General features: G+C 69.5%; 24 protein-coding genes. 11 read left to right on the forward strand and 13 right to left on the reverse strand.

Annotation, left to right across the window (positions count from 1 at the left end; genetic code table 11):
• Positions 1 to 42: 42 nt before the first annotated feature.
• Both M8R19_RS15475 and M8R19_RS15480 read left to right on the forward strand, forming a co-directional pair.
• Positions 43 to 960, forward strand: coding sequence for a LysR family transcriptional regulator (locus M8R19_RS15475; protein ID WP_249918246.1), 918 nt, complete (start codon positions 43 to 45; stop codon positions 958 to 960).
• Positions 961 to 1018: 58 nt separating this feature from the next.
• Positions 1019 to 1474, forward strand: a complete 456-nt coding sequence (locus M8R19_RS15480) for a GNAT family N-acetyltransferase (protein WP_116425958.1) — start codon at positions 1019 to 1021, stop codon at positions 1472 to 1474.
• Here M8R19_RS15480 and M8R19_RS15485 read toward each other — a convergent pair.
• The 3 genes from M8R19_RS15485 to dksA are packed head-to-tail and all read right to left on the reverse strand — an operon-like array spanning position 1471 to position 3745.
• Entirely contained in the window at positions 1471 to 2088 is a 618-nt protein-coding gene (locus tag M8R19_RS15485) for a DUF1826 domain-containing protein (protein ID WP_249918247.1), read from the reverse strand. The two genes, M8R19_RS15480 and M8R19_RS15485, sit on opposite strands and share 4 nt — an antisense overlap.
• Entirely contained in the window at positions 2088 to 3290 is a 1203-nt protein-coding gene (gene zigA / locus M8R19_RS15490) for a zinc metallochaperone GTPase ZigA (RefSeq protein ID WP_249918248.1), read from the reverse strand. The genes M8R19_RS15485 and zigA overlap by 1 nt, the downstream gene beginning before the upstream one ends.
• A 26-nt stretch (positions 3291 to 3316) precedes the next feature.
• Positions 3317 to 3745 carry an RNA polymerase-binding protein DksA gene (gene dksA, locus M8R19_RS15495; RefSeq protein WP_249918249.1) on the reverse strand — a complete coding sequence of 143 codons (429 nt, stop codon included), beginning with the start codon at positions 3743 to 3745 and terminating at the stop codon, positions 3317 to 3319.
• A gap of 105 nt (positions 3746 to 3850) precedes the next feature.
• Between dksA and M8R19_RS15500 the strand changes: the two genes are divergently transcribed.
• Entirely contained in the window at positions 3851 to 4258 is a 408-nt protein-coding gene (locus tag M8R19_RS15500) for a hypothetical protein (protein ID WP_249918250.1), read from the forward strand.
• Between the two features lie 289 nt (positions 4259 to 4547).
• Here M8R19_RS15500 and M8R19_RS15505 read toward each other — a convergent pair whose 3' ends face one another.
• A complete protein-coding gene (locus M8R19_RS15505) occupies positions 4548 to 5726 on the reverse strand; it encodes an N-acetylmuramoyl-L-alanine amidase (protein ID WP_249918251.1) in 1179 nt (392 codons plus the stop codon).
• Positions 5727 to 5793: 67 nt separating this feature from the next.
• Between M8R19_RS15505 and folE2 the strand changes: the two genes are divergently transcribed.
• From folE2 to M8R19_RS15525, 4 genes are read left to right on the forward strand one after another with little or no spacing between them, the layout of a single operon-like run.
• Positions 5794 to 6687: a GTP cyclohydrolase FolE2 gene (gene folE2 / locus M8R19_RS15510; RefSeq protein ID WP_249918252.1), complete on the forward strand. Its 894-nt coding sequence runs from the start codon at positions 5794 to 5796 to the stop codon at positions 6685 to 6687.
• The gene (locus tag M8R19_RS15515; protein WP_249918253.1) at positions 6684 to 7349 is read left to right on the forward strand and encodes an ATP-binding cassette domain-containing protein; all 666 of its coding nucleotides are present in this window, start codon (positions 6684 to 6686) and stop codon (positions 7347 to 7349) included. Before folE2 ends, M8R19_RS15515 begins: the two co-directional genes overlap by 4 nt.
• A complete protein-coding gene (locus tag M8R19_RS15520) occupies positions 7349 to 8212 on the forward strand; it encodes a metal ABC transporter permease (protein WP_009614616.1) in 864 nt (287 codons plus the stop codon). The genes M8R19_RS15515 and M8R19_RS15520 overlap by 1 nt, the downstream gene beginning before the upstream one ends.
• Before the next feature lie 23 nt (positions 8213 to 8235).
• Positions 8236 to 9108 (forward strand): metal ABC transporter substrate-binding protein, encoded by an 873-nt coding sequence (locus tag M8R19_RS15525; RefSeq protein ID WP_249918254.1) that lies wholly within the window; start codon positions 8236 to 8238, stop codon positions 9106 to 9108.
• Here the strand turns inward: M8R19_RS15525 and M8R19_RS15530 are convergent.
• Positions 9105 to 9557, reverse strand: coding sequence for a GNAT family N-acetyltransferase (locus M8R19_RS15530; protein WP_074980498.1), 453 nt, complete (start codon positions 9555 to 9557; stop codon positions 9105 to 9107). The two genes, M8R19_RS15525 and M8R19_RS15530, sit on opposite strands and share 4 nt — an antisense overlap.
• A gap of 526 nt (positions 9558 to 10083) precedes the next feature.
• Complete coding sequence (gene cfaB / locus M8R19_RS15535; protein WP_074980497.1) at positions 10084 to 11268, reverse strand: C17 cyclopropane fatty acid synthase CfaB; 1185 nt, start codon at positions 11266 to 11268, stop codon at positions 10084 to 10086.
• Between the two features lie 278 nt (positions 11269 to 11546).
• Between cfaB and M8R19_RS15540 the strand changes: the two genes are divergently transcribed.
• A complete protein-coding gene (locus tag M8R19_RS15540) occupies positions 11547 to 13025 on the forward strand; it encodes an MDR family MFS transporter (protein ID WP_249918255.1) in 1479 nt (492 codons plus the stop codon).
• A gap of 21 nt (positions 13026 to 13046) precedes the next feature.
• On the opposite strand, the gene M8R19_RS15545 is transcribed toward M8R19_RS15540, so the two are convergent.
• The gene (locus tag M8R19_RS15545) at positions 13047 to 14348 is read right to left on the reverse strand and encodes an MFS family transporter (protein ID WP_074980495.1); all 1302 of its coding nucleotides are present in this window, start codon (positions 14346 to 14348) and stop codon (positions 13047 to 13049) included.
• Between the two features lie 643 nt (positions 14349 to 14991).
• Here M8R19_RS15545 and M8R19_RS15550 point away from each other — a divergent pair.
• A complete protein-coding gene (locus tag M8R19_RS15550; RefSeq protein ID WP_249918256.1) occupies positions 14992 to 16317 on the forward strand; it encodes an OprD family porin in 1326 nt (441 codons plus the stop codon).
• Between the two features lie 533 nt (positions 16318 to 16850).
• On the opposite strand, the gene M8R19_RS15555 is transcribed toward M8R19_RS15550, so the two are convergent.
• The 5 genes from M8R19_RS15555 to M8R19_RS15575 form a co-directional block, all read right to left on the reverse strand.
• Positions 16851 to 18053, reverse strand: a complete 1203-nt coding sequence (locus M8R19_RS15555; RefSeq protein WP_249916914.1) for an ISL3 family transposase — start codon at positions 18051 to 18053, stop codon at positions 16851 to 16853.
• 116 nt (positions 18054 to 18169) lie between these two features.
• Entirely contained in the window at positions 18170 to 21301 is a 3132-nt protein-coding gene (locus M8R19_RS15560) for a CusA/CzcA family heavy metal efflux RND transporter (protein WP_249918257.1), read from the reverse strand.
• Between the two features lie 15 nt (positions 21302 to 21316).
• The gene (locus M8R19_RS15565) at positions 21317 to 22564 is read right to left on the reverse strand and encodes an efflux RND transporter periplasmic adaptor subunit (protein WP_249918258.1); all 1248 of its coding nucleotides are present in this window, start codon (positions 22562 to 22564) and stop codon (positions 21317 to 21319) included.
• Between the two features lie 25 nt (positions 22565 to 22589).
• Entirely contained in the window at positions 22590 to 22760 is a 171-nt protein-coding gene (locus M8R19_RS15570) for a hypothetical protein (protein ID WP_249918259.1), read from the reverse strand.
• Positions 22760 to 24022: a TolC family protein gene (locus M8R19_RS15575; RefSeq protein ID WP_249918260.1), complete on the reverse strand. Its 1263-nt coding sequence runs from the start codon at positions 24020 to 24022 to the stop codon at positions 22760 to 22762. The genes M8R19_RS15570 and M8R19_RS15575 overlap by 1 nt, the downstream gene beginning before the upstream one ends.
• 444 nt (positions 24023 to 24466) lie before the next feature.
• Here M8R19_RS15575 and M8R19_RS15580 point away from each other — a divergent pair, with 444 nt between their 5' ends.
• Positions 24467 to 25141, forward strand: coding sequence for a heavy metal response regulator transcription factor (locus M8R19_RS15580; protein ID WP_249918261.1), 675 nt, complete (start codon positions 24467 to 24469; stop codon positions 25139 to 25141).
• Positions 25138 to 26523: a heavy metal sensor histidine kinase gene (locus M8R19_RS15585; RefSeq protein WP_249918262.1), complete on the forward strand. Its 1386-nt coding sequence runs from the start codon at positions 25138 to 25140 to the stop codon at positions 26521 to 26523. Before M8R19_RS15580 ends, M8R19_RS15585 begins: the two co-directional genes overlap by 4 nt.
• Here the strand turns inward: M8R19_RS15585 and M8R19_RS15590 are convergent, their stop codons facing one another.
• Positions 26524 to 26847, reverse strand: a complete 324-nt coding sequence (locus M8R19_RS15590) for a co-regulatory protein PtrA N-terminal domain-containing protein (protein WP_074980489.1) — start codon at positions 26845 to 26847, stop codon at positions 26524 to 26526.
• Positions 26848 to 26958: the final 111 nt, after the last annotated feature.

A 26958-nucleotide genomic window follows, 5' to 3' on the forward strand; every position in this document is an offset into this window, starting at 1 on the left:
AAACCGGCTATCGTGCCTTTCACTCTTAAGCGGAGCTTCACAATGGACAACCTCCGAGGCATGGTCGTGTTCGCCACCGTGGTCGCCCGCGGCTCCATGGCCGCCGCCGCCGAGGCCCTGGGCATGAGCCCCTCGGCGGTCAGCCAGCAGATCCGCAAGCTGGAGGCGCAGGCCCAGGTGAGCCTGCTGCACCGCACCACCCGCAGGCTGACGCTGACCGAGGCCGGCGAGGCCTTCTACCGCAGTTGCGCGCAGATGCTGGCCATCGCCGAGGAAGCCGAGCAGCGCCTGGGCGAGTGGCGCGAGGCACCTGTTGGCGAACTGCGCCTGGCGGCGCCGGTGGGTTTCTCCGGGCGGCTGATCACCGAGGCGCTGCGTCCGCTGCTGGAGAACCACCGCCAGCTGCGCCTGCAACTGTTCTTCCACGACGAGCAGATCGACCTGATCGAGCAGCGCATCGACCTGGCCATCCGCGTCGGCAACCTGGCCGATTCCAGCCTGGTGGCGCGCCACCTGGGCGACTGGCAGAACCTAGTCTGCGCGGCCCCGGCCTACCTGCGCCGCTGCGGGGCAATCGACCATCCCGAGCAATTGCAGCAGGTCGACTGGCTGGCGCTGAACACCCGCGGTCACGGCCAGGCGCTGCAGTTCGACGGGCCGGACGGGGAGAGCTGCCGCCTGCGCCTGGAACCGCGGGTGGCGGCCAACAGCATGCTCGCCCTGCGCCAGTTCACCCTCGACGGCCTGGGCGTGTCGCTGCAGCCGGAGCCGGAAGTGCGCGAGGCGCTGGAGGAGGGCAGGCTGCTGCGCCTGCTGCCGCAATGGCGCCTGCCCACCTACGGCATCTACGCCGTCACGCCACGGCGCGACGCCCAGCCGGCCAAGGTGCGGGTGGCCATCGAGGCGCTGCGCCGGCACCTCGGCGGGCTGTCGCCGACCGGGCCGCGGGTGGCTGTGTGAAACGCCCGGGCGTGAGAGGATGGGCGGCCTTTTCCACCTGCCGCCGGAGCCTCACGCCATGGACCTCACCTGGAGCTGCCAACACCACAGCGAACTGAGCAAGGAGACGCTGTACGCCCTCCTGCGCCTGCGCTGCGAGGTCTTCGTGGTGGAGCAGAACTGCCCCTACCAGGACATCGACAACCAGGACCTGTCCGGCGACACCTGCCACCTGATGGCCCACGAGGGCGGCCAGCTGCTGGCCTACCTGCGCCTGCTCGACCCGGCGACGCACGACGGCGAGGTGGTCATCGGCCGCGTCATCACCGCCACCGCCGGGCGCGGTCGCGGCCTCGGCCACCAGTTGATGCAGCGCGCCCTGGACGAGGCGGCGCGGCGCTGGCCGGGCAGCCCGGTGTATCTCTCGGCGCAGGCGCACCTGCAGGGCTACTACGGCCGCTACGGCTTCGTCGCCGAGGGCGAGGTGTACCTGGAAGACGACATCCCGCACATCGACATGCGCCGCCCGGCCTAGAGCCAGTCCAGGGTCAGCAGCAGGCGCCGCGTGCCCGGCGCCGGGGCGGGCGAGCGGTGGACGATGCCGGCGCCCTCGTTGCCGATCCATTTCTCGCCCTTGAACAGGCCCACGTCGCCCACTTCCAGGCGCTGGATGCGCGCCGGCTCGGCCTCGCCGAGACGGTCGCGGGGCAGGGCGCCTTCCTCCAGCCATTCGCTGGCGCAGCCGGCGTAGCTGGTGACCAGGCGCAGCGCCACGTGGTCGACGTGGAAGCGCGGGCACATGGCCCGCTCCAGGCTGCGCAGGCGCAGGCCCACGCGGCGCGCGCCGGTCAGGCAGGCGAAGGCTTCCACCAGCCAGGCCAGGTCGTTGGCGAAGAGCGTGGCGCCCGGGCTCTCGTCGAACAGGCCGCGCAGTTGGTCGCTGCGCCCGGCCTCGTCCAGTTCCAGGGTCGCGTGGCGGGCGTAAAGCGCCTCGCCCTGCACCAGCGCCTCGGCATAGGCCGCCAGCTCGGGGAACAGGCGGCGGCGCCAGACCGCCAGGTTCACGCCGTCGTGCAGTACCTCGGCGAGCACCTGCGGGTCGTCGCCGAGCACCTGGCGCGACGTGCATTGCAATGGCCGGGCGAGCATCAGGCGTCCTCCGTCCAGAACTCGAAGGGATCGGCCAGGCGCGCCCAGGCCTGGGGCCCGGCGGCGAATTCGGCGTCGTCCAGCAGGCAGGCGTCCAGCTCGTCCTCCAGGCGGGCGAAGTCGATGCCCTGGCCGATGAACACCAGTTCCTGGCGGCAATCGCCGGTCTCCGCGCTCCAGTGGCGCATCACCTGGCGCAGGCCGTCCTCGTCCTGCGGCCAACGTTCCTTCGGCACGAAGCGCCACCAGCGCCCGGCCAGGCCGTGGCGCATCAGGCCGCCGGCCTGGGACCAGCTGCCGGCCTCGCGGTAGCGGCTGGCCAGCCAGAAGAAGCCCTTGGAGCGCAGCAGGCGGCCGTTGCTCCAGGGCGTGGCAAGGAAGTCGTGGAAGCGCTGCGGGTGGAAGGGCCGGCGCGCGCGGTAGGCGCGGGAGGCGATGCCGTATTCCTCGGTCTCCGGCACGTGTTCGCCGCGCAGTTCCTTGAGCCAGCCGGGGGCCTGGGCGGCGCGCTCGAAGTCGAAGCGGCCGGTGTCGAGGATCCATTCCAGCGGCACCTGGCCCATGAGCATGGGGCGGATCTCGGCGTCGGGGTTGAGGCCGCGGAGGATCGCCAGCAGCTCTTCGCGCTCGGCGCTGGAGATCAGGTCGACCTTGCTGAGCAGGATGACGTCGGCGAACTCCACCTGGTCGATCAGCAGGTCGGCGATGGAGCGCTGGTCTTCCTCGCCCAGGCTCTCGCCGCGGCTGGCCAGGCTGTCGCTGCCCTGGTAGTCGCGCAGGAAGTTCAGGCCGTCGACCACGGTGACCAGGGTGTCCAGCCGCGCCAGGTCGGACAGGCTGCGGCCCTGCTCGTCGCGGAAGGTGAAGGTCTCGGCCACCGGCAGCGGCTCGGAGATGCCGGTGGACTCGATCAGCAGGTAGTCGAAGCGGCCTTCGGCGGCCAGCTTCGCCACTTCCTGCAGCAGGTCTTCGCGCAGGGTGCAGCAGATGCAGCCGTTGCTCATCTCCACCAGCTTCTCTTCGGCGCGGTTGAGGCTGACGTCGCGCTGCACCTCGCTGCCGTCGATGTTGATCTCGCTCATGTCGTTGACGATCACTGCGACGCGGCGGTGCTCGCGGTTCTTCAGCACCTGGTTGAGCAGGGTGCTCTTGCCGGCGCCGAGGAAGCCGGAAAGGACGGTGACGGGTAGGCGTTGCTTCACGGTGGTGGCTCTCTGTTATGGATTCTTCAGGCGTCGCGCAGGTGCAGTTCGCGGCGCTCCTGGCGTTCCTTGGCCTCGACGCTGAGGCTGGCGGTGGGGCGCAGCAGCAGGCGGCGCAGGCCGATCGGCTCGCCGGTCTCGGCGCACCAGCCGTAGTCGCCGCGGGCCAGGCGCTCGAGGGCCTGGTCGATCTTGTCCAGCAGCTTCTTCTCGCGCTCCAGCAGGCGCAGCTGCCACTGGCGCTGTTCCTCGCGGCTGGCGACGTCGGCCTCGTCGCCGGGCCGTTCCACCTCGCGCAGCGCGTCGAATTCGCCGTCGATGCGCGCCTGCAGCTCGGCGCGCTGGCGCAGCAGCAGGTCGCGGAAGAAGGCCTGCTGGGCCTCGTTCATGTAGGCGCTGGCGGGTTGCGCCAGCAGTTGCCGTTCGCTGAGGACCGGTTCGGATTGCAGGGACATGGCGGTCTCCGGAAGGACGGGATAGAATTGTTATAATATAACATTTCGTATTCGACAATCCGCCGGCGTACCATGGAGGCCCATCCAGCCCGCCCCGAGGTCCCGATGAAAGCCGCCGCCCTGACGCTCTGCCTGCTGCTCCTGGCGCCCCTGGCGCAGGCCGCTGGCGAGCCGCCGCAGGCCTTCCCCGGCCTGCCGCCGGCGGCCTGCGCCTGGCTGGCCAACGTGCTGGCCTGCATGGACCGCGACGGCAGCCACTACAGCGTCGCCACCCAGGGCCACGACACCTACCTGCGCGGCTTCGACGCCGCCAGCGGCCAGCGCTGGGCGCAGACCGGCACGCGCTACGGGCGCCTGACCTTCTTCAGCGGCGTGAGCAGCGACGGCCAGGTGTGGCTGGGCACCAGCCGCGGCATCGGCTGGACGCACATCAGTCGCTTCAGCAGCTCCAGCGGCGGCCAGGCGAAGCTGACCTGCGGGCGTGTCAGCGGGTGCAGCCAGCAGGTGCGGTAGGCGCCCGGCCACGCCACAGCCGGACGCATGGGGAATCGCGGACGGAGTCCGCTCCTACGGTTCGCGGGGCAGCACGGTATTCCACATTCCGGCGCGATTCGCGGATGAGATCCGCTCCTACGCTGCGCCACCCACGCCATTCCCCTGTAGGAGCGCGCCCTGCGCGCGAATCGCGGGCAGGGCCCGCTCCTACAATTGTCGTGAAGCACGGAGTTTCCTCGTAGGAGCGGACTCCGTCCGCGATAGGCCGAGCCCCGCCGCGAAATCGCAGATGAATCCGCTCCTCGCCCTACGCCTTGCCCTGCTCCCGCAACGCCGCCAACAGGCTCCCCACCGGCGGGCGCTGGCGGAAGTAGCCGTGCAATCCATCGAAGATCGCTCCGGCCAGCTCCTGCTGGTGCCGCGCGTCGTGCAGGCGGCGGCAGTCGGCGTTGTTGGAGATGAAGCCGGTCTCCACCAGGATCGAGGGGATGTCCGGCGACTTGAGCACGGCGAAGCCGGCCTGGTCGACGCGTTCCTGGTGCAGCCGGGTGATGCCGCCGAGGCTGCGCAGCACGCTGTGGCCCAGGTCCAGGCTGGAGGCGATGGTGGAACTCAGCGACATGTCGAGGATCACCTTGGCCAGCGCCGGGTCCTTGTCCTGCAGCGGCAGGTTGCCGGTGGCGCCGATCAGGTCGGCGCCGTTCTCGCGCTCGGCCATGAAGCGCGCCAGGGTGGAGGTGGCGCCGTGCTCGGAAAGGGCGAACACCGAGGCGCCGGAGGCCGTGCGCCGGGGCGCGGCGTCGGCGTGTACCGAGACGAACATGTCGGCGTTGCAGCGCCGCGCCACTTCCACGCGCTGGCGCAGCGGGATGAACACGTCGACGTTGCGCACCAGGCGCGCCTTGAAGCCGCTCTGGCGGTCGATGCGCCGCGCCAGGTTCTGCGCGATCAGCAGCGCCACGTCCTTCTCCCGCTCGCCGCGCGAGCCGAGGGCGCCGGGGTCCTTGCCGCCGTGGCCGGCATCCACCACCACGAGGATGTCGCGGCCCTTGCCAGCGGCCTTCGCCGTGGCGACCGGGACAGGTGCCCCCGCCGGATGCAGGTCGAGCACCAGGCGATGGCCCCTGCCGGCCTGGGGCCCCAGGGCGAAGGCCTGCAATTGCACCGGCTCGGCCAGGTCCAGCACCAGGCGCGTGCCGCCGTCGGCCAGGCGCCCGCTGCGCAGGCCACGCAGCGGGCCGGACGGGGCAGGGGAGGCCAGGGGAACGCCCAGGCTGGCGCCGTCCAGGTCGACCACCAGGCGCTCCGGCGCGGAAAGAGTGAAGGTGCGGTAGTGGAAGGGCCCGTCGAGGTCGAGGACCAGGCGCAGGCCTCCGGCCATGGCCTCGCTGCGCGCGCCGAGCAGGCGCGGGCCGGCGAAAACGTCCAGGGCGGGCAGCCAGGCGGCGCTGGCGAGCAAGGTTTGCAGCAGGCGGCGTCGATTCATGGCGCTTGCAGGAAGGAGTAGGAAACAATACGTTATATTATAACATCCACCAGCACCAGCCATTCCCATGACCGCCTTTCTCCCCGACGTCGCCAGCCAGGCCGCGTCCGACACCCTCGCCCTGGACTGGGTCGGCATGCAGGGCATCGCCCTGCCGCTGCGCCTGCACGGCGAACGCCTGAACGCGCTGGCCGACGCCGGCGTCAGCCTGGACGCGGCCGCCGCCCGCGGCATCCATATGTCGCGCCTGTACCTGGCCCTGGCCCGCCTGGAGCAGGCCGAGCTGGGCCCGCAGCTACTGCGCGAAGTGCTCGACGACTTCCTCGCCAGCCACGCCGGCCTGTCGCGCCGCGCCAGCCTGCGCCTGGCCTTCGACGCCCTGCTCAGCCGCCCGGCGCTGGTCAGCCCGCTGAGCGGCTGGAAGCAGTACCCCTGCGAGGTCCACGCGCGCCTGGACGACCAGGGCCTGCGCCTGGAGCTGCGCCTGCGCCTGGCCTATTCCTCCACCTGCCCCTGCTCGGCGGCCCTGGCGCGCCAACTGATCCAGCAGCGCTTCGCCGAGGAGTTCGCCGGCCGCTCGCCCAGCCACCAGGAAGTCCACACCTGGCTCGGCAGCAGCGCCGGCATAGTCGCCACGCCCCACAGCCAGCGCAGCTTCGCCGACCTGCATCTGCACCTGCGCGAGGGCCTGGACGGCCTGCCGCTGCGCGAGCTGCTCGACTGCGCCGAGGCCGCCTTGGGCACCGCCGTGCAGACCGCGGTGAAGCGCGCCGACGAGCAGGCCTTCGCCCTGGCCAACGGGCAGAACCTGATGTTCTGCGAAGACGCCGCCCGCCGCCTGCACCGCGCCCTGGCGCAACGCGGGGAGCTGGCGGCCTTCGCGCTGAGCGTGGTGCACGCCGAAAGCCTCCACGCCCACGACGCCGTGGCCCGCAGCCAGTGGCGCAGGGAGGCCCCATGATCCATTGCCAGGCCCTGCAGTGGGGGCCGCCGCGCCTGCCGCTGACGCCGCCGCTGAACCTCGACCTGGGCGCCGGCAGCCTGACCGCCATCGTCGGCGCCAACGGCTGCGGCAAGAGCAGCCTGCTGAAGGTCATCGCCGGGCTGCAGAAGCCCCTGGCCGGGCGCGTGCGCGTCCAGCTGCGGCCGCGGGAGATCGGCTACCTGGTTCAGCAGCAGGCCCTCGACCGGCAATTCCCCATCGGCCTCGGCGAGCTGGTCGGCGCCGGCTTCTGGAACAGCCGCCTGAGCACCGCCGAGCGCCGCGAGAAGCTGCGCCAAGTGCTGGCCGACTGGCAGTTGGAGGGACTGGAGCAGCGCCCGCTGGCGGCGCTCTCCGGCGGCCAGCTGCAGCGCGCCCTGCTGGCCCGCCTGAGCCTGCTGGACAGCCCGCTGCTGCTGCTCGACGAGCCCGACGCCTGCCTCGACGAGGCCGGCCAGGCGCTGCTCTGGCAGCACATCGACGCCTGGCACCGCGAAGGCCGCACCCTACTGCTGGTCTGCCACGACCTGGGCGCGGTGCGCGAGCGCGTCCCCGACTGCCTGCGCGTGGCTGCCGAGGGTTGCCGCCACGGCAGCAGCCGCGAGCTGATTGCCAGCCGCTGCCTGGCGCGGGTGGCGTGATGGTCCTGCACGCGCTGTGGCAGCCCTTCGTCGAATTCGCCTTCATGCGCCGCGCGCTGCTCGGCGGCGTGGTCCTGGCGTCGAGCGCGGCGCCCCTGGGGGTGTTCCTGATCCTGCGGCGCATGAGCCTGATCGGCGACGCCATCGCCCACGGCATTCTTCCCGGCGCCGCCATCGGCTTCTGGCTGGCCGGGCTGTCGCTGCCGGCGCTGACCCTCGGCGGCCTCGGCGCGGGCCTGGCGGTGGCCGGCCTGGCAGCCTGGGTGACGCGCCACACCGGGCTGCGCGAGGACGCCAGCCTGGCCGCGGTCTACCCCATCTCCCTGGCCAGCGGCGTGCTCCTGCTGGGCCTGGCCGGCAAGCGCCTGAACCTGCTGGAGCTGCTGTTCGGCTCGGCCCTGGCGGTGGACCGCACGACCTTGCTGGGCATGCTCGGCGTGGCCGTGCTCAGCCTCGGCGTGCTCGCGCTGATCTACCGCAGCCTGCTGCTGGACAGCCTCGACCCGCTGTTCCTGCGCAGCGTCAGCCGCCTCGGGCCCTTCGCCCACGGGCTGTTCCTCGGCCTGGTGGTGCTCAACCTGGTGATCGGCTTCCAGGCCCTGGGCGCGCTGATGATGGTCGGCCTGATGATGCTGCCGGCCGCCGCCGCACGCTTCTGGAGCCGCCGCCTGCCGGCGCTGCTGGCCCTGGCCGCGGGCATCGGCGCGCTCTCGGTGTGGCTGGGCCTGGCGGCGTCCTACGCCTGGTCGCTCCCCAGCGGGCCGGCCATCGTCCTGCTCGCCGGCCTGTTCTACCTGTTCTCCGTGCTGTTCGGCCCGGTGCACGGCCTGTTGCGCCGCGGCCTGCTGCCCATCCCGCAATGACATCCCCCTTGAGGAAAGCCACCATGCGTGTCCTGCTGCTCCTGCTTGCGTTCTGCCTGCCCCTGTCGCTGTCCGCCGCCGAGAAGCCGCGCGTGGTGACCAGCTTCAGCATCCTCGCCGACATGACCCGCGCGGTCGGCGGCGAACACATCCAACTGAACAACCTGGTCGGCCCCGACAGCGACGCCCACACCTACGAGACCACCCCGGACGACGCCCGCGCCGTGCGCCAGGCGCAGCTGGTGGTGGAGAACGGCCTGGGCTTCGAACCCTGGCTCGACCGCCTGGTGAAGAGCACCGAGACCCGCGCACAGGTGATCCAGGCCAGCCACGGCGTGATCCCGCGCAGCCTGGAGGAGGATGGCCAGACCATCCCCGACCCGCACGCCTGGAACAACCTGGCCAACGCCGACATCTACGTCGACAACATCGCCAAGGCGCTGGAGAAGCTCGACCCGGCCAATGCCGCCGACTACCGGCGCAACGCCGAGGCCTACCTGAAGCAAGCCCACGAGTTGCTCGCCTACGCCAAGGGCAAGCTCGGCAACCTGCCCGCCGACCGCCGCACCCTGGTCACCTCCCACGACGCCTTCGGCTACCTCGGCCAGGCCTACGGCCTGAAGCTGCTGGCGCCCCAGGGCCTGTCCACCGAGCGCGAAGCCTCGGCCACCGAGGTCGCCGAACTGATCCGGCAGATCCGCGAGCAGCACATCCGCGCGGTGTTCGTGGAGAACATCAAGGACCCGCGGCTGATGCAGCGGATCGCCGAGGAAAGCGGCGCGAAGATCGGAGGCACCTTGCACTCGGACGCGCTGGCCAGCGAAGGCCCGGCCAGCACCTACCTGGGCCTGTACCGCAGCAACGTCGACACCCTCTATCAGGCGCTGGCCGACTAGAGCACCAGGCTCAGGCGCAGGCGGTCGCGGCAGGGGATGCCGTTCTCGACGATGGGCTCGGGGTAGTTGAGGCTGAAGTAGTCGCTCTCCACGGCGCAGATGCGAAAGCCCATGCGCTGGTAGAGCCCCAACTGCGCCAGGCTGGAGTTGCCGGTGGCGATGTCCAGCCGCAACGCCCCGGCCGCCCGCGCCGCGTCGATGGCCGCGGCCAGCAGGCGCTTGCCCAGCCCACGCCCCTGCCAGGCCTCGTCCACGGCGAGGTTGGTGACTTCCAGTACGCCCCAGCTCACCGGCGTCAGCGCCAGGACTCCGCGGACTGCCTCGCCTTCGACCAGCGCCAGCAGGCGGGATTGCGGGAGGTAGCGTTCGATCTGGTCGCGGCTGGGATCGGCGAGCAGGAGCAGGGGCCAGGGGGCTTGGGTGAGGGGGAGTTCCTGGAGGGTGGGCACGGGAGGGCATCCGGGCGGGGGCTGGAGGGGGCGTATTGTGCCGCAGAGGAAGCAGGGTTGCTTGGGAATGGAGCATGCCGGATGCAGTAGTGCTTTGGGGTGACTCTGCTCCCTCTCCCCAGCCCTCTCCCTGAAGGGAGAGGGGGCTTGTCCGTGCCGAGAAGGGATTTGGTGTCAGCCGGGTAATCGGTACAAGCCGGCTAGCGCCGAAACATCAGCGCACTCCGAACGGTCCCCTCTCCCTTCAGGGCGGGGCGCGCAGCCGAGGGTTAGGGAGAGGGCGCTCTTCAGGGCACGCACCAAACCCACCCGGCAGTGATGGCGATGGGTATCGCTTCGCTCAACACCATCCTACGGGCGTTGTGTTTGCCGGAGCCTGAGCGGACCTTGTCCGCGATAGCCGGACGTCCCGGCGCGATTCGCGGATGAGATCCGCTCCTACGCCGCCCCACCTACGCCATTCCATGTAGGAGCGCGCCCTGCGCGCGAATCGCGGGCAGGGCCCGCTCCTACAGGTGGCCGCGCCTCAGGCGTAGATATCCCCCCGGCTCCACGGCACCTCGTGGCTGCCGTCCGCGTGCGGCTTACTCGCCAGGATCTGGTGCAGGTTGATCCAGCCCTTCTTGAAGCCGTAGGCGCAACCGGCCAGGTACAGGCGCCAGATGCGCAGTGCCTGCTCCGGCACCAGCTTGGCGGCCTCGGCCAGTTTCGCTTCCAGGCTGGCGCTCCAGAAGTCCAGGGTGCGCGCGTAGTGCAGGCGCAGGCCCTCGACGTCGACCACTTCCAGGCCCGCCTCGCTCATGCGCGCCACCGCCAGGGACAGGTGCGGCAGTTCGCCGTGGGGGAACACGTAGCGGTCGATGAAGTCGCCGGCGCCGCGGCCCACCGGGCGGCCGTCGGTGTAGCGGGCGGTGATGCCGTGGTTCATCACCAGGCCGCCCGGGCGCACCGCGTCGTACAGCTGCTGGAAGTAGAGGCCCAGGTTGGCATGGCCGACGTGCTCGAACATGCCCACGCTGACCACCTTGTCGAAACGGCCGTCGCGCGGCAGGTCGCGGTAGTCCAGCAATTCCAGCTTCACCTTGCCTTCCAGGCCCTCGGCCTTGACCCGTTCGCGGCCGAGCTTGAGCTGCTCTTCGCTGAGGGTGATGCCGTAGACCTCGGCGCCGAACTCGCGCGCCGCCAGGCGGGCCAGGCCGCCCCAGCCGCAACCGACGTCGAGCAGACGCTCGCCGGGCTTCAGGCGCAGCTTGCGGCACAGGTGGCGCAACTTGGCCAGCTGGGCGGTGGCCAGGTCTTCCGTGCCGGTCTCGTAGTAGGCGCAGGAATAGACCATCTCCGGGTCCAGCCAGAGCTTGTAGAAGTCGTTGGAGAGGTCGTAGTGGTAGTGGATGGCTTCGGCGTCGGTGCGCTTGTCGTGGCTTTCGCGGACGAAGTCGGCGGGGCCGTCGTCGACGCCCAGGGCCTCGCTCAGGGCATCGCCCATGGCGATGACGTCGCCGATCGGCCCCTCGATATCCATGCGCTTCTCGACGTAGGCGCGGCCGAGGGCGTCCAGGCTGGGCTGGGTGATCTCGGCCAGCAGCGTCGGATCGCGGACGATCAGCGTCACCTGCGGGTCCGGGCCGAGGTCGAAGGCCTGGACATCGCCGATACGGATGCGCAACGGCAATTGCAGGGACAGCAACTCAGAGGGCAGGTTGGCTTTCATGCATTCCTCCTGGTCACGAACAGAAAAACTATAGAACAGGACCCTCATAGCCTTCGCCTATGGGTGTTCCCGCCCTTCGTCTATCGGTGGATTCGGCGGCAGGTGCGAACGGAGCGCTGCAAAAGCGTAGCAGGAGATTTCTGACAGTCAGCGTGTCCATATCGAGATAGAGCCTTTACCGGATTGCAAAAGTGCGGCAGCGCGCCGCAGGCACAATCCGTTAGACTGCTAAGCATCCATCCCGTCCCATTCAATCCGCTCGTCCTCAAGGGGGTTGCTTGAATACCCTGAGCCACCCGCGTCCGCCGGTGCGCACCATCCTCATCGGGCTGATGCTGGCGATCTTCCTCGGCGCGCTCGACCAGACCATCGTCGCCGTCTCGCTGCCCGCCATCTCCGCCGGTTTCGCCAACTTCGACCTGCTGGCCTGGGTGATCTCCGGCTACATGGTCGCCATGACCATCTCCATGCCCATCTACGGCAAGCTCGGCGACCTCTACGGGCGGCGCCGGCTGATGCTCTTCGCCACCGCGCTGTTCACCTTCGCCTCGCTGCTCTGCGGCCTGGCCCAGAGCATGGAGCAGCTGGTGCTGGCGCGGGTGCTGCAGGGCGTGGGCGCCGGCGGGCTGATGTCGGTGAGCCAGGCGATCATCGGCGACATAGTCCCGCCGCGCGAACGCGGCCGCTACCAGGGCTACTTCAGCAGCATGTACGCGGTGGCGAGCATCGCCGGCCCCGTATTGGGCGGGCTGCTCACCGAGTACCTGTCCTGGCGCTGGGTGTTCCTGATCAACCTGCCGGTGGGCCTGGTGGCCTTCGTGGTGTCGCGGCGCACCCTGGTGGGCCTGCCGGTGCCGGGCCGGCGGCCGCGCATCGACTACCTGGGCACGCTGCTGATGATCGCAGGCCTGGGCAGCCTGCTGCTGGCCATCACCGACGTCGGCCAGGGCGCCGACTGGCGCGATGCGCAGCTGCTCGGGCTGTTCGCCGCGGCCCTGGTGCTGCTGGTGCTGTTCGTCCTGCAGGAGCGCCGCGCCGCCGAGCCGCTGGTGCCCATGCAGCTGTTCGCCATCCGCGCGGCGACGCTGAGCTGGATGGTCGGCTTCTTCGCCAGCTTCCAGATCATCTCGCTGTCGGTGCTGGTGCCGCTGCGCTTCCAGTCGGTGACCGGCGCCGGCGCCGACAGCGCCGCGCTGCACATGCTGCCGCTGGCCATGGGCGTGCCGATCGGCGCCTACTGCTGCGGGCGCCTGACCACCATACTGGGCCGCTACAAGCCGCAGATAGTCGCCGGCGCGCTGCTGCTGCCCTGCGCGGTGGCCGGCCTGGCCCTGGCCACGCCGTCCAGCTTCTGGCTGTCGGGGCTGTTCATGCTGCTCTGCGGCACCGCCGCCGGCACCCAGTTCCCCACCAGCCTGGTGGCCGCGCAGAGCGCCGTGTCGCATAGCCACCTGGGTGTCGCCACCAGCAACACCACGCTGTTCCGCTCCCTCGGTGGGGCGGTGGGCGTCGCCCTGATGTCGGCGATCCTCCTGGCCATGCTGCAGCCACTGGCGGCCGGGGAGGGCTTCGGCCACGGCATCTCCGCCAACGAACTGCTCGCCAGCCTCGCCGGCCCCGGCCACGAGGACCGCCGCCTGCTGCTGGACGAGGTGTTCCGCCGGCTGTTCCTGGTCAACGCCGGCGTCGGCGTGCTGGCGTTGCTCATCGCCCTGGCGCTGCCCAACAGCCGCCTGCGCGGCAAGGTGGAGGACTGAGCCTCCACCGCCCGCGCACCGTCAGTCCTCGTCGTTGAGGTAGCTGACCTTGCGCAGGTCCGGCAGCAGCAGGCAGACCACCAGCGCCACGCCGCACATCACCGAGACGTAGATGTAGAAGTACGACTCCACGCCGAGGCTCTTCAGGCCCAGGGCCGCGTATTCCGCCGAGCCACCGAAGATGGCGTTGCCCACCGCGTAGGACAGGCCCACGCCCAGGGCGCGGATCTGCGGCGGGAACATCTCGGCCTTGATCAGCCCGCTGATGGAGGTGTATAGGCTGACGATGGCCATGGCCACGATGATCAGCACGAAGGCCATGTAGGGGCTGGTGGTGGTCTTGAGCGCGGAGAGGATCGGCCAGGTGCAGAGCATGCCCAGCAGGCCGAACCAGAGCATCGAGGTCTTGCGCCCGATGCGGTCGGAGAGGGCGCCGAACAGCGGCTGCATGCACATGTAGACGAACAGCGCGAAGGTCATCACGCCGCTGGCCACCTTGGCGTCCATGCCCACGGTGTTGACCAGGTACTTCTGCATGTAGGTGGTGAAGGTGTAGAAGATCAGCGAGCCGCCGGCGGTGAAGCCGAGCACGGTGAAGAAGGCGCGCTTGTGGTGGGCGAACAGCTCGGTGAGGGTGCCGGACTCGGCGCGGTGCAGGTTCTCGTCCTTGGCCGTCTCGCTCAGCGAACGGCGCAGGTAGAAGGCGATCACCGCGGTGATGGCGCCGACCACGAAGGGAATCCGCCAGCCCCAGGCGCGCAGCTCCTCGTTGCTCAGCAGCTGCTGCAGGATCACCACCACCAGCACCGCCAGCAGCTGGCCGCCGATCAGCGTCACGTACTGGAAGGAGGCGAAGAAGCCGCGCTGGCCCTTGAGCGCCACCTCGCTCATGTAGGTGGCGCTGGTGCCGTACTCGCCGCCCACCGACAGGCCCTGGAACAGCCGCGCCAGCAGCAGCGCCGCCGGCGCCAGCACGCCGATGGTCTCGTAGGTGGGCATCACGGCGATGGCCAGCGAGCCGCCGCACATCATCAGCACCGAGATCATCATCGCCGTCTTGCGGCCCTTCTTGTCGGCGATGCGGCCGAACATCCAGCCGCCGATGGGGCGCATCAGGAAGCCGGCGGCGAACACTCCGGCGGTGTTGAGCAACTGCACCGTGGGGTTGCCCGAGGGGAAGAAGGCGTGGGCGAAGTAGATGGCGGTGAAGGCGTAGACGTAGAAGTCGAACCATTCCACCAGGTTGCCGGAGGAGGCGCCGACGATGGCGAAGATGCGTCGGGTGCGTTCTTCGGCAGTGTAGTGCGGAGCGGGTGCGTTCATGGGGCTCTCTCGTCGATGACACTGTTGTTGGCGTTGTACGGCGGCCGTCCCTGTCGCCACCGGACGAGGTGCGGCAGGCCGCCCTCGGGCGGCTTGCCGACACAATCTGTTACAAGAGTATAGCCCCATGCCGATAGCCAGCTAACGATAAATCCTGCCGATCGACGGGCCGCTCCCCATTGAAAGGGCGAATATCGAACGTCCGTTCGGCATTTCCGATTGACCGGCACAAGGCCAGCTTCTATCGTTTCGCCACCCACGCGTGCCTGCCGGGACTACTTGTCAGGTACCCCTCGGTGGGCCGCAGGGTCCGACCTTGTCCACAAGACAAGGTCGATTACCTTCCCCTCGCAGGGCGGCTCCTGCCGCAAAGCCTCGGTGCCCCGTCCACACCCCCGGACGCGCAGGCACCGGGGGGATAATGGTCCCCCCGCCTTCCCCATCCTTCGTGCCGTTGCCGTCTTCGTCCGCCGTTCGCCGTTCGCCGTTCGCCGGCTGACGGAATTGTCATGTCCGCCTCATCTCCGCGTCATTCCGCCGTCATCAGGATGGAGCCTGCCTGCGCGCGGCTCCCGTCGCCGTGGGCGCACAACAACGATGCGGCGCCTCCCCGGCAGCCGCCCAACACCCCATGGAGCGATCGATGACACAGCGGAACATTCCCCTGGCCCTCTCCCTGCTCGCCGCCGGGCTGGCCAGCCCCCTGGTCGGCGCCGAGGAAAGCGCCGAAGGCTTCCTCGAAGGCCAGCGCCTGGACATCCTCAACCGCAACTTCTACTTCAACCGCGACGAGCGCCACGGCCAGTCCAGCCCCAAGGGCAACGGCTATTCCGAGGCCTGGGCCCAGGGCCTCTTCGCCCGCTACCAGTCCGGCTACACCCAGGGCACGGTGGGCTTCGGCGTAGACGCCTTCGCCATGCTCGGCATCCAGCTGGACAGCGGCGACGGCCGCAACGGCGGGCACAGCTCCTTCGACGTGCTGCCGGTGGACGCCCGGGGCCGCACCCAGGACGAATACGCCAAGGCCGGCGGCGCCGCCAGGCTGCGCCTGTTCGACACCGAGGTGAGGATCGGCGACGTGTTCCCGCAGACGCCGGTGGTGCACTACGGCGACTCGCGCCTGCTGCCCGAATCCTTCCGCGGCGTGACCCTGAACAACGCCAGCATCGAGGGCCTGGACCTGCAGGCCGGGCGCCTGCATTCGATGAGCCAGCCCAACGACCGCAAGATGAGCGAAGGCTTCTCGACCTTCTACGCAGGCCCCGTCGACGCCCCCTGGGTCGCCTACCTGGGCGGCGACTACGCGCTCACCGAGGAGGTCAGCGTGAGCCTCTACGGCAGCCGCCTGAAGGACACCTGGAAGCAGTACTACGCGGCTACTTCGGCGACCTATCCGCTGGCCGACGGCCTGGACCTGATCGGCGGCTTCACCTACTACAAGTCGGTGGACGACGGCGGCCGCGAGCTGCTCGGCGAGTTCAACACCAACATCTGGAGCGGCAAGCTCGGCGTGCGCTTCGGCGCCCACACCCTGGCCCTGAGCCACCAGCGCAACAACGGCAATAACGACTTCGACTACCTGCGCCAGTCGGACTCGATCTACCTGGACAACTCCATCCAGTACACCGACTTCAACTCGCCGAAGGAGCGCTCCTGGATGCTCCGCTACGACCTCGACATGCAGGCCTACGGCATCCCTGGCCTGAGTTTCATGACCCGCTACGCCCGCGGCAGCGACGCCGACTACAGCCACGCCAACGCGGTCTACATGCGCCGCGACGGGAATGGCGATCCATTGACCGACCAGAAGCGCTGGGAGCGCGACGTCGAGGCGAAGTACGTGGTGCAGAACGGCAACCTGAAGGACCTGTCCTTCCGCCTGCGCCAGGCGACGACGCGGGCCACGGCCTTCGAGTCGGACCTGGATGAGGTGCGGTTGATCGTCGAGTACCCGTTGCGGGTGCTTTGAGGTTCGGGTGTGGAGAAAGGCCTGTGGTGGCCTTTTTCGTTTGCGGGCGTGGTTTTGCTTTTCGTAGGAGCGAGCTTGCTCGCGAACAGTGTTTCCAGGTGGCTTCGGTGCCTGGCCTGAAGAGCGCCCTCTCCCTAACCCTCTCCCTGAAGGGAGAGGGGACCGTTCGGTGTGCTCGGGTATTTCGGCGTTAGCCGGCTACTCCACGGGTATCAGGATGAAACCACACCGCCTCTCGGCACGAACTAGCCCCCTCTCCCTTCAGGGAGAGGGCTGGGGAGAGGGAACGGAGTCAATCCAAGGCTCCGTTGCAACCGGGGAACTCCGTTCGCGAGCAAGCTCGCTCCTACACAAAAGCCCAACCCCCTCCCTATCAAAATCGTCATCCCCACCTCAGCATCCTGTTACCGACGACAGGTTCCAATAACCCCCGTCAGCCCCACTTGTGTGAACTGACGGCCGTCCCGGCAGCGAAAGCTCCTTTGGTGAGGGATGGCCCCTGAGGCGCCCCCCGCGGGCGCCTTTTTTTAGGTTCATCGCGCTTTCCCGGGGAAGGCGGCCTTGATTTTCAGGAAAAAGTAGGCGGAGTCCCTGAAGCCATAGGCCATGCGCTTGATCACCTTGATGCGGTTGTTTACCCCTTCCAGCAGGCTGGTGTGCATGGGGAAGCGAGCGCTGGCCAGGATGCCTCGGACGTATTTGCGCAGATTGCGAGCGAAGCGTTGCAGCGGGGCCAGGCCACTGTCCCTGGCGTGGCGCAACCAGTCCCGCCAGCGGCGCCAACCCTCCCGCACGCTGGGGGCGTACCAGATTTCCTTGAGCGTATCCTTGAGCACGTAGACCGTGGCCAGTGGCTGGTTGGCCTCGAGGATTTCCTGCAACTGCACGGCTTGCTGATCCTTGAGGTTTTCGCGATTGCGCAGCAGCAACCAACGACTCTGCTTGATTACCTTGCGTGCCGCTTTGTCCTGGCGTAGCGCGTTGGCCTGATCGACACGGATGCGGTCGATCACCTCCCGGCCATAGCGAGCCACCACGTGGAATAGGTCGTAGACCACTTCGGCACGGGGGCAATGCTGTTTTACTTCCAGATCGAAGGCGGTGTTCATGTCCATCGCCACGGCCTCGATTTGCTGGCAGCGCTCACCGAGCAGTTCGAAGAACGGCTGAATCGCCTCGCGGCTGTTGCCATGCCCGACCCACAGCACGCGTGTCCGCTGCGCATCCATGATCACGGTGGCGTAACGATGTCCTTTGTGAAGAGCGAACTCGTCCATCACCAGACGGCGAACGTCACCCGGCTCGAAAGCACCGACTGCGGCCTCTAGACGACGTTTGTCGAGCTGCTTGAGCGTGTGCCAATGCAGACCGACGAGGCGACTGACGTGACTGATGGGCAGTAATTGCAGCAAAGCCTCGAGCCAGATGCGCAAGCGCTGGGTCAAGCGCGACGCTGGCTCCAGCCAGTCGATCCGCTCGGTCACCCGACCACAGCGCAGGCAGTCGACGCGGCGCACCGGCAGTTGGAGCAGGACGCGCTGGTCGAACAGATCGCGATCACGCACCCGGCGAATCCGCCGTTCGTGGATTAATGGACTGGCCTGACCGCAGCGCCCGCATTTGGGGACAGCGCTGGCGTGAGGCTTGAGCTCGATCAGCAGGGTGCTGTCGGCAGATGGGTGGCAGGCGATGACTTCGTAGCCTGGCCAGAAAGCAGCAAGATCAATAGGATGCACGGCGACAGCAGGGGGTGGGGGTTGGTTCGTTTGGCGACTGCCAATCTACCCGCTTCCCTGACTGTCAATCCGCTCTTTCCCCAGACTCCGCGAAGAACCTTTTTTTACGTCCCTGCTCAGCCCATCTCATCCCGCCTATGCGCCCAGCGATACAGCGCCGGCAACACCAGCAGCGTGAGCGCAGTGCTGGAGAGAATGCCCCCAATCACCACCGTAGCCAGCGGCCTTTGCACCTCGGCGCCAGTCCCTGTGGCCAGCGCCATGGGCACGAAACCCAGCGAAGCCACCAGCGCCGTCATCAACACCGGGCGCAGCCGCGTCAGGGCGCCCTCGTGGATGGCCGCATCCAGCCCACGACCCGCCTCGCGCAAGTTGCGGATGAAGGCGAGCATCACCAGGCCATTGAGCACCGCCACCCCGGACAGCGCGATGAAGCCCACCCCGGCGGAGATCGACAGCGGGATGTCGCGCAGCCACAGCGCCGCCACTCCGCCGGTGAGGGCGAAGGGGATGCCGGTGAATACCAGCAGGCCGTCGCGGACGTTGCCGAACATCATGAACAGCAGCACGAAGACCAGCAGCAGCGCCACCGGCACCACCACCTGCAGGCGCTTGGCCGCCGATTGCAGCTGCTCGAACTGGCCGCCCCAGGCGGTCCAGTAGCCGGCCGGCACCTGCACCTCATTGGCCAGGCGCTGTTCGGCCTCGGCGACGAAGGAACCGATGTCGCGGCCGCGCACGTTGGCGCTGACCACCACCAGGCGCTTGCCGTTCTCCCGGCTGACCTGGTTCGGCCCCTGCAGCAATTGCAGTTGCGCCACCTGACCGAGAGGGATGAAGGCGATGCGCCCGTCGGCGCCGGCCGGCAACGGCAGCAGCAGGCGCGACAGGCCGTCGATGTCGCTGCGCTGCGCCTCGGGCAGCCGCACCAGCAGGTCGAAGCGGCGGTCGCCCTCGAACAGCGTGCCGGCCTGGCGCCCGCCCACCGCGATGGCGACGAAGTCCTGCACGTCGCCCACGGCCAGGCCGAAGCGCGCCGCCCGGTCGCGGTCGATGTCGACGGTCAGCACCGGCAGGCCGCCGGTCTGCTCGACCTTCACCTCGGAGGCGCCGGGCACCTGGCGCAGGGCCTCGGCGATCTTCCCGGCGGTCTGTTCCAGCACCGCCATGTCATCGCCGAAGACCTTCACCGCCACGTCGCTGCGCACCCCGGAGATCAGCTCGTTGAAGCGCAGCTGGATCGGCTGCGACAGCTCGTAGTTGCTCCCCGGCACCTCGGCGGCGGCGCGCTGGATTTCCTCCACCAGCTGCGCGCGCGGCTTGCGCGGGTCCGGCCAGTCCTGCTGCGGGCGCAGCATCAGGTAGCTGTCGGAGATGTTCGGCGGCATGGGGTCGGAGGCGATCTCGGCGGTGCCGGTGCGGGCGAACACCCGTTTCACCTCCGGCACCCTGGCGAGGATGTGGCGCTCCAGGCGCTCCTGCAGCTCCACCGACTGCGTCAGGCTGGTGCCCGGCACGCGCAGCGCCTGCAGGGCGAAGTCGCCCTCGCTGAGGCTGGGCACGAACTCGCTGCCCATGCGCGTGGCCAGCAGGCCCGCGCCCAGCACCAGCAGCGCGGCGCCGGCGAACACCCGCGCGCGGTGGCCCATCACCCAGCCCAGCACCGGCTCATAGCCGCGCCGCGCGCCGCGCATCAGCCAGTTCTCCTCCTCGCGCACGCGGCCGCTGACGAACAGGGCGATGGCCGCCGGTACGAAGGTCACCGACAGCAGCATCGCGCCGAACAGCGCGATGACCACGGTGAAGGCCATGGGGTGGAACATTTTCCCTTCCACGCCGGTGAGGGCGAAGATCGGCAGGTACACCACCATGATGATCAGCTGGCCGAAGATCAGCGCGCGACGCGCCTCCTTCGACGCGGCGAACACCTCGTGCAGGCGCTCGCTGCGCGTCAGCAGGCGGCCGTGGTGCTGCTGGGCGTGGGCCAGGCGGCGGATGGCGTTCTCGACGATGACCACCGCGCCGTCGACGATGATGCCGAAGTCCAGCGCACCCAGGCTCATCAGGTTGGCGCTGACGCGGTTGGCGAACATGCCGCTGAAGGTGAACAGCATCGCCAGCGGGATGACCATGGCGGTGATCAGCGCCGCGCGCAGGTTGCCAAGGAACAGGAAGAGCACGGCGATGACCAGCACCGCGCCCTCCACCAGGTTCTTCTTCACCGTGGCGATGGCCTTGTCCACCAGCTGCGTGCGGTCGTACACCGGCACCGCGCGCACGCCCGCCGGCAGGCTGCGGTTGACCTGCTCCAGGCGCTCCGCCACGGCGGCGGCGACGCTGCGGCTGTTCTCGCCGATCAGCATGAACACCGTGCCCAGCACCACCTCGCGGCCGTTCTCGGTGGCCGCGCCGCTGCGCAGTTCGCGGCCGATCTGCACCTGCGCCACGTCGCGCACGCGGATCGGCGTGCCTTCCAGGTTGGCCACCAGCACGTTGCCGATGTCCTCCAGGCCGGACAGCTGCCCCGGCGCGCGCACCAGCAGCTGCTCGCCGTTGCGCTCGATGTACCCGGCGCCGACGTTGCCGTTGTTGCGCTCCAGCGCCGCCAGCAGGTCGGCCAGGGTCAGGCGGTGCGCGGCCAGGCGCTGCAGGTCGGGCGCCACCTGGTACTGCCGGGCCTGGCCGCCGATGGTGTTGATCTCGGCCACGCCGGGCACGTTGCGCAGCTGCGGCTTGACGATCCAGTCCTGGATCACCCGCAGGTCGGTGGGCGTGTAAAGCGTGCCGTCCTCCTTGCGGGCGTCCTCGGCGGCCTCGATGGTCCACAGGAAGATCTCGCCCAGGCCGGTGGAGATCGGCCCCAGCGCCGCCTCGGCGCCTTCGGGCAGCTGCTCGCGGGCCTGCTGCAGGCGCTCGTTGACCAGTTGCCGGGCGAAGTAGATGTCGGTGCCGTCGGCGAAGATCGCCGTCACCTGCGACAGCCCCGAGCGCGAGATCGAACGCGTCTGCTGCAGGCCCGGCAGGCCGGCCATGGCAGTCTCGATGGGGTAGGTGATGCGCTGCTCGGTCTCCAGCGGCGAGTAGCCGGGGGCGGCGGTGTTGATCTGCACCTGGACGTTGGTGATGTCGGGCACCGCGTCGATCGGCAGCTTCTGGTAGCTGGCCACGCCGAGGGCGGCCATGCCCAGCACGGCGAGCAGCACCAGGTAGCGCTGCTCGATGGCGAAACGGATGATGCGTTCGAACATGGGTTGCTCTCGCGGTCAGTGGGCGTGCTCGGCGCTGGCCTTGCCCAGCTCCGACTTGAGGACGAAGCTGCCGGCGGCGGCGACCTGCTCGCCGGCGGCCAGGCCCTGCAGCACCTCCACCCGGCCCTGGCCGCGCGCGCCCAGGCGCACCGGCTGGGCGACGAAGGCGCCGTCGCGGCGGACGAACACCACGTCCTGCTCCTCCACGCGCTGGATGGCCGCCTCCGCCACGCTGACCGCCGCAGCGCGCGGCACGCCGGCCAGCGTCACCTGCACCGGCAGGCCCGGCCGCCAGGCGCCGCCGGGGTTCTCCACCACCACCCGCGCGCTGGCCATGCGCGACTGCTCGCCCAGCAGGTTGCCGACCTGGGCGACGCGGCCCCCGGCGCTCATGCCCAGGTCCGTGGCCTCGACCTGCGCCGCCTTGCCCAGCTGCACCCAGGCCAGGTCGCGCGGCGCCACGGCGAAGGTGGCCCAGACCCGCGACAGGTCGGAAAGGGTGAAGGCGGCGGTGTTCTCGTCCACCACCTCGCCGCGCACCAGGTGCTTCTCCACCACCACGCCGTCGAAGGGCGCGCGCAGCTCGTAGCGATCGCCGCCGCCGGCGCCCAGGGCGCCGAGCTTCTGCCGGGCGTTGGCCAGGGCGATCTCAGCCTCCTGCCGGGCCTGGCGCGCCTGCAGGTAGTCCTGCTCGGCGGAGACCTTCTCCTGCCACAGCTGGCGCTCGCGCTCGTAGGTCACCCGCGCCAGTTCGAGGCGCCGCTGCGCCGCCGCCAGTTCGCTGCGCAGGTCGGACAGCTGCGGGCTGGCGATCACCGCCAGCAGCTCGCCGCGCTTCACCGCCTGGCCCAGTTCGGCCGCCACCTGCTGCACCACCCCGGCCACGCGCGGCACCAGGTGCGCGGTGCGGTCGGCGTCGAAGGCGATCTCGCCGGGCAGGCTCAGGCGCGCGGACAACTCGGCCGGCGCGGCGTGCTCCAGCTCCACGCCGGCGACGCGCAACTGCTCGTCGCTCAGGCGCAGGCCGGCGTCTTCCTCGCCGTGTTCTTCGCTATCGGCGTGGTGCTCGTCGTCGCCATGGCCAGCGGCCTCGCCATGGGCCTTGGCGGCGCTTTCGCCGTGGTGTTCGCCATCCTGGTGCGCGGCCGCCTCGCCATGCCCTTCCGGCGCCTGCGCGGCCCCGCCCGGCAACAGCGTGGCGGCGCCGCCCAGCGCCAGCAGGAACAGCACGGCGGCGGCGATCTTCATTTCTCTCGACTTCATGGACTCTCCCGGATGGCCCCGCGCCTCAGGCGCCGATCAGGCTCGACAGCGCGCCCAGGGCGCGGAACAGGTCATGGATGCACCAGTGCCCGGCGGCGGAGCCGTAGGCCTGGTAGGGAAGGTGGCTGCAAGTGGCCAGCGACGCCGCCACCAACAGGGCCGACGACAGCCGGGCGCGCAGGGAGCGCCCGGCCATCAGCCCGGCGCCAGGTCGCCGAAAATGCGCTCGGTGCGAGCGCGCGCCTCGGCGAGGCGGGCCAGCGCCTGCAGGTACTGGTCGCGCGCAGCGAGCAGGGTGCGCTGGGCGTCGAGCACCTCGAGGAAGCCGAACTTGCCCATCTCGAAACCGCGGGTGGCGGCGTCCAGGGCCTGGCGCGCAGCCGGCAGCAGGCTGTCGCTCAGGGTTTGCGCCTCGTGCTGCGCAGTGCCCCACAGGTCCAGCGCCTGCTGCGTCTCGCGGCGCAGGCGCAGCTCGGTGGCGTTGCGCAGGTCGCGGGCCTGGTCCGCCCTGCGCGCCTCGGCCAGCAGGCGGCCCTGGTTGCGGTCGAACAGCGGCAGCGGCATGGACAGCCCGACCAGGTTCACCCGCTCACGGGCCTCGTGGTCGTACTGGCTGCCCAGGGTGACGTCGAGGTTGGGCACGCGCTCGGCCCGCGCCAGTTGTATGGCGGCCTCGCGCTGGTCGACCTGGAGCAGCGCCAGGCGCAGCTCGGCGGTCTGCTCCAGGCGCCGCAGCAACTGCGCGGCCTGGGGCGGCGCCGGCAGCTCGGCGTTGCCGGCCACTTCGGCGAAGCCCGGCTCGGCCTCACCCATGAGCCCAGCCAGGGCGCGGTAGGCCTGGTCACGATCGATGCGCGCGCGCTGCAGTTCCAGCTCCACCTCGGTCAGCTGCACCTGTGCCCGCGTCGCCTCCAGCGGCGCCGACTTGCCGGCGCGCACCCGTGCCTCGGCGGCGCGCAGGGCCCGCCGGGCCAGGGTTGCCGACTCCTCGCCCAGGCGCAGGCGTTCCTGGGCCTGCAAGGCAGCCTGGAAGGCCTCCAGCACCTCGGCGCGCAGCGTGTTGCGGCGCACTTCCAGCTCCATTTCGGCGATCGCCTCGCCACGTTCGGCCACGGCCACCCGCGCGCCGCGCTTGCCGCCCAGTTCCAGGGGCTGGGTCAGGGCGAGGGTGGTGGTGGAACGGTCGCGGCGGGTGTCCTCGGTCTCCCAGGACAGGCTCGGGTTCGGCAGCAGCGCCGCCTGGCGCCGCTCGCCCGCGGCGATGCCCTGGCCGCGGGCGACGGCGGCCAGCTCGGGGTTGGCCTCCAGCGCGGTGCGCAGGGCCTCGTCGAAGCCCAGGGCGCGGGCCTCGGCCGGCACGCCCGGTAGGCCGAGCAGAAGCAGGAACAGCGACAACGATGCCGGCCACGGACACAGGCCCGCAGCCGGCCAGCGGAACAGGCCACGAAAGTAGGACACGGCACACCTCAGGAAACGGCCCGGGACGGCGATTTCGCCCCATGGACAGGCGGAAACTTCCAGGGAAGTTCCACCAACTGCCGCAACGTTAATTTCCTGCTTTTATCGGCAAGGTGACCCGTCAATTACAAATATGTCATTCAACCGAAGTTCATATTTTCCTGCGTTAGCATCGGCTTTATCCGGCTATCCAGGGCACTCTGAACCAGGCCCTGAAAACCACTGGCCAGGCCAGCCTTATCAATGATTTGGAATAACTAATGCGCCGCAATGGCAATATCCGGAAACACCCTTTGGAAGCCAGTGGCATTGACCCTGAAGCGACTACAGCCCTTAGCCTCGCCGGCCAGTTAAATATCGGAAAGTTCCCTGCCTACATATCCGGAATTCACACGTCCGATAAGTACAGAATTTTCAGACTCCATAAGTAAGGTCATTCCCCATATGCGAATCCTAGTTGTAGAGGACGAAGCCAAGACCACCGACTACCTGCACCAGGGCCTGAGCGAAAGCGGCTTCGTGGTGGACCGCGCCGACAACGGCGTGGACGGCCTGCACCTGGCCCGCCAGGGCACCTACGACCTGGTCATCCTCGACGTGAACATGCCGCAGATGGATGGCTGGGAAGTGCTGCAGCAACTGCGCCGCGAGAGCGACACGCGGGTCATGCTGCTCACCGCCCGCGGCCGCCTGGCCGAGCGCGTGCGCGGCCTGGAGCTGGGCGCCGACGACTACCTGGTGAAACCCTTCGAGTTCCCCGAGCTGCTCGCCCGGGTGCGTACCCTGCTGCGCCGCAGCGAGCGGGTGAGCGCGCCGCCGGTGCTGCGCATCGCCGGCCTGGAGCTGGACCCGGCGCGCCACCGCGCCTACCGCGACGGCCGGCGCATCGACCTGACCACCAAGGAATTCGCCCTGCTGCACCTGTTGATGAGCCGCAGCGGCGAGGTGCTGACGCGCACCCAGATCATCTCCCTGGTGTGGGACATGAACTTCGACTGCGACACCAACGTGGTGGAAGTCACCATCCGCCGCCTGCGGCTGAAGGTCGACGACCCCTTCGACAGCAAGCTGATCCACACCCTGCGCGGCGTCGGCTACGTGCTGGAGGCGCGCGAATGAAGCCGGCCAGCCTGTCCACCCGCCTGGCCCTGGGCATCGGCCTGCTCTGCGCCGGCCTGGTGGTGGTGTTCGCCCTGCTCGCCTACACGGCCCTCGACCACGAGTTGCAGAGCCGCGCGCGCAACGAGCTGGCCGACAAGCTCGGTCAGGTCCGCCACGCCCTGGATGCCGGCTTGGACGACCGCGCCCTGGCGCGCGGGCCGCACGAACTGCTGGACGTGGTGGCCGGCCACGACAACCTGGAGCTGACGCTGCTGGCCCCGGACGAGGGCCAGGCGCCGCTGCTCGACACCGGCAAGCCGCAGCGGCTGGCCACCCTGGACAGCCTGCAACCGGGCAGCGAAGCGCAGTACCACGCCTGGACCGACGACGCCGGCCGGCGCCTGCTCAGCATCGGCAGCCGGGTGCCGATGGCCAACGGCGCCAGCGTGCGCGCCCTGCTGACCCTCGAACGCGGCAACGACGATGCGCTGCTCGGCGCCTTCCGCCAGTCGGTGCTGGCCGGCGTGCCCTTCCTTCTGCTGCTGGTGGGCCTGGGCGCCTGGTACGCGGTGCACCGCGGGCTGTCGCCGCTACAGCGCTTCCGCAAGGTGGCCACGCGCATTTCCACCGAGGACCTCAGCCACCGCATCCCGGTGGAGAAGCTGCCGCTGGAACTGGGCGAGGCGGCCCAGGCACTGAACGTCATGCTGCATCGCCTGGACCAGGGCGTGCAGCAGCTGACGCAGTTCTCAGACGACCTCGCCCACGAGCTGCGCTCGCCCATCGGCAACCTGCTAGGCAAGGCGCAGGTCACCCTGTCCCGCGAGCGGCCGCTGGAGGAATACCAGGCGGTGCTGGCCTCGGGCGTCGAGGAGCTGGAGCGGCTGTCGCGCATCGTCAGCGACATGCTGTTCCTGGCCCAGGTCAACCAGGCGCAGGTGCCTTTCGAGCGCCTCTCGCTGGGAGCCGAGGCCTGCCGCGTGGCGGAGCTGTTCCTGTATGCCGCCGAGGAGAAGGGGGTGGACATCGAGCTGTCCGGCGATGCCTGGGTCCACGGCAACCGCCTGATGGTGCAGCGGGCGATCTCCAACCTGCTGTCCAACGCCATCCGCCACGCGCCGGCCGGCAGCCAGGTCGACATCGACATCAAGGGCGGCGCGGAGGGCGTGGCGCTCTGCGTCGGCAACCCCGGCCCCGGCATCGAGCCGCAGCACCTGCCGCACCTGTTCGAGCGCTTCTACCGCGCCGATGGCGGCCGCTCGCGCCAGGAGGGCGGCACCGGCCTGGGCCTGGCCATCGTCCGCTCGATCATGAGCCTGCACAACGGCAGCGTCGCGGTGGACAGCGCGGCGGAAGGCCCGACGCGCTTCCACCTGCGCTTTCCCAACGCGGCTGCCTGATCACTTGCCGCGGTTGCAGCTGACGCGCTCGGCACGGTATTCCAGGCGCTGCTCGGCGCCGTCGGAGTCCAGGTAGCGCATGCGCACCGGCACCACGCCGCAGCCCCGGTCCGGCGTCACTTCCAGCACCTGGGCGATGTCCAGACGCATGCCGTATTCGTAGCGGCGGAAGTCATCGGCCTGCGCCGTCGGGTTCGCGACGGCCATGGCCGCCAGGCGGTTCTGCTCCATGCGCGCGAAGGTACGGTCGCCCCCGCTCTCGGCCAGGGCCAGGGACGAAACGCCGAGCAGACCGGCGAGCAGAAGAGGACGGAACAGGTTCATGGCAGTCACCTCATCGGTGGTGGTGGAAACTGCCTTCACCTTAAGCAGCGGGGCCTAACGGGAGCCTGAGGCGTGCATGACGATTCGGTTATCCGTTGGTGGTGGCGAGGG

This window comes from Pseudomonas sp. R3.Fl (assembly GCF_023516765.1).
In the GTDB taxonomy this organism is placed as follows: Bacteria; Pseudomonadota; Gammaproteobacteria; order Pseudomonadales; family Pseudomonadaceae; genus Pseudomonas; species Pseudomonas citronellolis.